The 3,697-nt window shown below is 66.5% G+C and carries 4 protein-coding genes; all 4 read left to right on the forward strand.

Features of this window, described 5'->3' with window-relative positions; genetic code table 11:
• Positions 1–1,449: 5-carboxymethyl-2-hydroxymuconate semialdehyde dehydrogenase (gene hpaE / locus K789_RS0101570; RefSeq protein WP_024365209.1), on the forward strand; the 1,449-nt coding region annotated here is incomplete at its 5' end.
• A gap of 37 nt (positions 1,450–1,486) precedes the next feature.
• Positions 1,487–2,575: a 3,4-dihydroxyphenylacetate 2,3-dioxygenase gene (gene hpaD / locus K789_RS0101575; RefSeq protein WP_024365210.1), complete on the forward strand. Its 1,089-nt coding sequence runs from the start codon at positions 1,487–1,489 to the stop codon at positions 2,573–2,575.
• 2 nt (positions 2,576–2,577) lie between these two features.
• A complete protein-coding gene (gene hpaH, locus K789_RS0101580) occupies positions 2,578–3,363 on the forward strand; it encodes a 2-oxo-hept-4-ene-1,7-dioate hydratase (RefSeq protein WP_024365211.1) in 786 nt (261 codons plus the stop codon).
• Positions 3,348–3,697 (forward strand): HpcH/HpaI aldolase family protein (locus K789_RS22010; RefSeq protein ID WP_029704254.1); only part of this gene is annotated, 350 nt, incomplete at its 3' end. The genes hpaH and K789_RS22010, both read left to right, overlap by 16 nt.

Genomic DNA, 3,697 nt, shown 5'->3' on the forward strand with positions numbered 1-3,697 from the left:
CACTACATCGACGGCGAATTCGTCGATTCCGTCAGCGGCAAAACCTTTGATGTCCTGGACCCGGTGTCCAACACCAACTACGCCACCGCGGCCGCCGGCCAGAAAGAGGACATCGACCTCGCCGTCGCCGCCGCCCGGAAGGCCTTCACAACCGGGCCGTGGCCGAAGATGAAGCCCCGGGAACGCGCCCGCATCCTGAACCGGATCGCCGACGCCGTCGAGGCCCAGGAGACACGCCTCGCGCAGCTGGAGACCTTCGACACGGGCCTGCCCATCACCCAGGCCAAAGGCCAGGCGCTGCGCGCGGCGGAGAACTTCCGCTTCTTCGCCGACCTGATCGTGGCCCAGTTCGACGACGCCATGAAGGTCCCCGGCGCCCAGATCAACTACGTCAACCGCAAGCCGATCGGCGTCGCCGGGCTCATCACCCCGTGGAACACCCCGTTCATGCTGGAATCCTGGAAACTCGCCCCGGCCCTGGCCACCGGCAACTGCGTGGTGCTCAAACCGGCCGAATTCACCCCGCTCTCCGCCTCGCTGTGGGCGCAGATCTTCAAGGACGCCGGCCTCCCCGACGGCGTCTTCAACCTCGTCAACGGCCTCGGCGAGGAAGCCGGCGACGCGCTCGTGAAGCACCCCGACGTCCCGCTGATCTCCTTCACCGGCGAAACCACCACCGGCCAGACGATCTTCCGCAACGCCGCGGCGAACCTCAAAGGCCTCTCCATGGAGCTCGGCGGCAAGAGCCCGGCGGTCATCTTCGCCGACGCCGACCTCGACGCCGCGATCGACTCCACGCTGTTCGGGGTCTTCTCCCTCAACGGGGAACGCTGCACCGCCGGCTCCCGCATCCTGGTGGAACGCGGCATCTATGACGAATTCTGCGGGAAGTACGCCGCCCGGGCGAAGAACATCGTGGTCGGCGACCCGCACGACCCCAAGACCGAGGTCGGCGCCCTGGTCCACCCCGAGCACTACGCCAAGGTCGCCTCCTACGTGGAAATCGGCAAAACCGAAGGCCGGCTGCTCGCCGGCGGCGGCCGCCCGGAGGGGTTTCCGACCGGCAACTACATCGCCCCCACAGTCTTCGCCGACGTCGCCCCGGACGCCCGGATCTTCCAGGAGGAAATCTTCGGCCCCGTCGTCGCCATCACCCCGTTCGACACCGACGACGAAGCCCTCGCCCTCGCGAACAACACCAGGTACGGGCTCGCGGCCTACATCTGGACCCAGAACCTGACCCGCGCGCACAACTTCTCCCAAAACGTCGAAGCCGGCATGGTCTGGCTCAACAGCCACAACGTCCGCGACCTCCGCACCCCCTTCGGCGGCGTCAAAGCCTCCGGACTCGGCCACGAAGGCGGCTACCGCTCCATCGACTTCTACACCGACCAGCAAGCCGTCCACATCACCCTCGGCCCCGTCCACACCCCCAAATTCGGCGCCTGACCCGCGTCCCGCCCCTCCTCAACGAAGAGAGAACACCATGAGCAACATCATCCCCAAGCCCTCGGTCCCCGCCCCGGACATCGTCCGCTGCGCCTACATGGAAATCGTCGTCACCGACCTCGCCAAGTCCCGCGAGTTCTACGTTGACCTCCTGGGCCTGCACGTCACCGAGGAAGACGAGAACAACATCTACCTGCGCTCCCTCGAGGAGTTCATCCACCACAACTTGGTGCTGCGCAAGGGACCCATCGCCGCCGTCGCCGCGTTCGCCTACCGGGTGAAGTCCCCGGCCGAGGTCGATGCCGCCGAGGCCTACTACAAGGAACTCGGCTGCCGCACCGAACGACGCAAGGACGGTTTCACCAGGGGCATCGGCGACTCCGTCCGCGTCGAGGACCCGCTGGGCTTCCCTTACGAGTTCTTCTACGACGTGGAGCACGTCGAACGCCTCACCCAGCGCTACGACCTCTACTCCGCCGGCGAGCTCGTCCGGCTGGACCACTTCAACCAAGTCACCCCGGACGTTCCGCGCGGCCGGAAGTACCTCGAGGACCTCGGCTTCCGGGTCTCGGAGGATATCCAGGATTCCGACGGCGTCACCTACGCCGTCTGGATGCACCGCAAGCAGACAGTGCACGACACCGCCCTGACCGGGGGCAACGGCCCGCGTATGCACCACGTCGCGTTCGCCACCCACGAGAAGCACAACATCATCCAGATCTGCGACAAAATGGGCGCCCTGCGCATCTCCGACCGGATCGAGCGCGGCCCGGGCCGGCACGGCGTCTCCAACGCCTTCTACCTCTACATCCTCGACCCGGACGGCCACCGCATCGAGATCTACACCCAGGACTACTACACCGGCGACCCGGACAACCCCGTCATCACCTGGGACGTGCACGACAACCAGCGCCGCGACTGGTGGGGCAACCCCGTGGTCCCGTCCTGGTACACCGAGGCCTCCCTCGTCCTGGACCTCGACGGCAACCCCCAGCCCGTCATCGTCCGCGAGGAAAAGAGCGAAATGGCCGTGACCGTGGGTGCCGACGGCTTCTCCTACACCCGCAAGGAAGAGGACGGCCACGCCGGCGAAAAGACCGGGTTCAAACTCGGGGCTCAGCTGTAGCCATGCTGGACGCCAAGACGATCGAGGCCATCGCGGACGAACTGCTCGAAGCCGGCCGCAACCGGAAACCTATTCCCCGCCTGACTGCCCGCTACCCGGACATGACCGTGGAGGACTCCTACGCGGTCCAGCAGTTGTGGCGGCGCCGCAACGAGGAAGCCGGCCGGACCCTGGTGGGCCGGAAGATCGGCCTCACGTCAAGGGCCATGCAGGCCGCCACCGGCATCACCGAGCCGGACTACGGCGCCATCTTCGATGACATGGTGCTGGAGACCGGCTGCTCGATGGAGTGGGACAAGTACACCCATCCGCGGGTGGAGGTGGAGCTGGCGTTTGTCCTCAAAGACGCGCTCAAAGGCCCGGGCTGCACTATCTTTGATGTCCTGAGGGCCACCGACTACGTGGTTCCGGCCCTTGAGATCCTGGACTCCCGGATCGAGATGGAGGGCCGGACCATCGTGGACACCATCTCGGACAACGCCGCCATGGGGGCCATGGTGATCGGCGGCAACCCGGTGAAGCCGGACGCCGTGGACCTCCGCTGGGTCTCCGCCATCCTGTACAAGAACCAGACCGTGGAGGAAACCGGTGTGGCCGCCGGGGTCCTTGACCACCCGGCCAACGGGGTGCACTGGCTGGCCAACAAGATCGCCGCGCACGGGGACAGCATGAAGGCGGGCGACATCATCCTGGCCGGCTCCTTCACCCGGCCGATGTGGGTGTACAAGGGCGACACCGTCCACGCCGACTACGGACCACTGGGAGTTGTGACATGCCGCTTCGAATAGAACCTCAGAACACCTTCCGGGATGCACTGCGCAACCAAACCGGCCCTGCCGGCCGCCCGCTGGCAGGGATGTGGGTGTGCTCGGGCAGCCCGCTGGTGGCCGAGCTCTGCGCCGGGTCCGGCCTGGACTGGCTGTTAGTGGATGCCGAACACAGCCCCAACGGGCTCGAATCCATCCTCGCCCAGCTCCAGGCCATCCACGGCTACCCCATCCACACCCTGGTCCGGCCCCCGGTGAACGACACCGTGGTGATCAAGCAGTACCTGGACCTCGGCGTCCAGAACCTGCTGATCCCCATGGTCAACTCGGCAGCCGAGGCGGAAGCCGCGGTGGC

Origin of the sequence: Arthrobacter sp. TB 26, from assembly GCF_000427315.1 — a bacterium.
Lineage (GTDB): Bacteria > Actinomycetota > Actinomycetes > Actinomycetales > Micrococcaceae > Arthrobacter.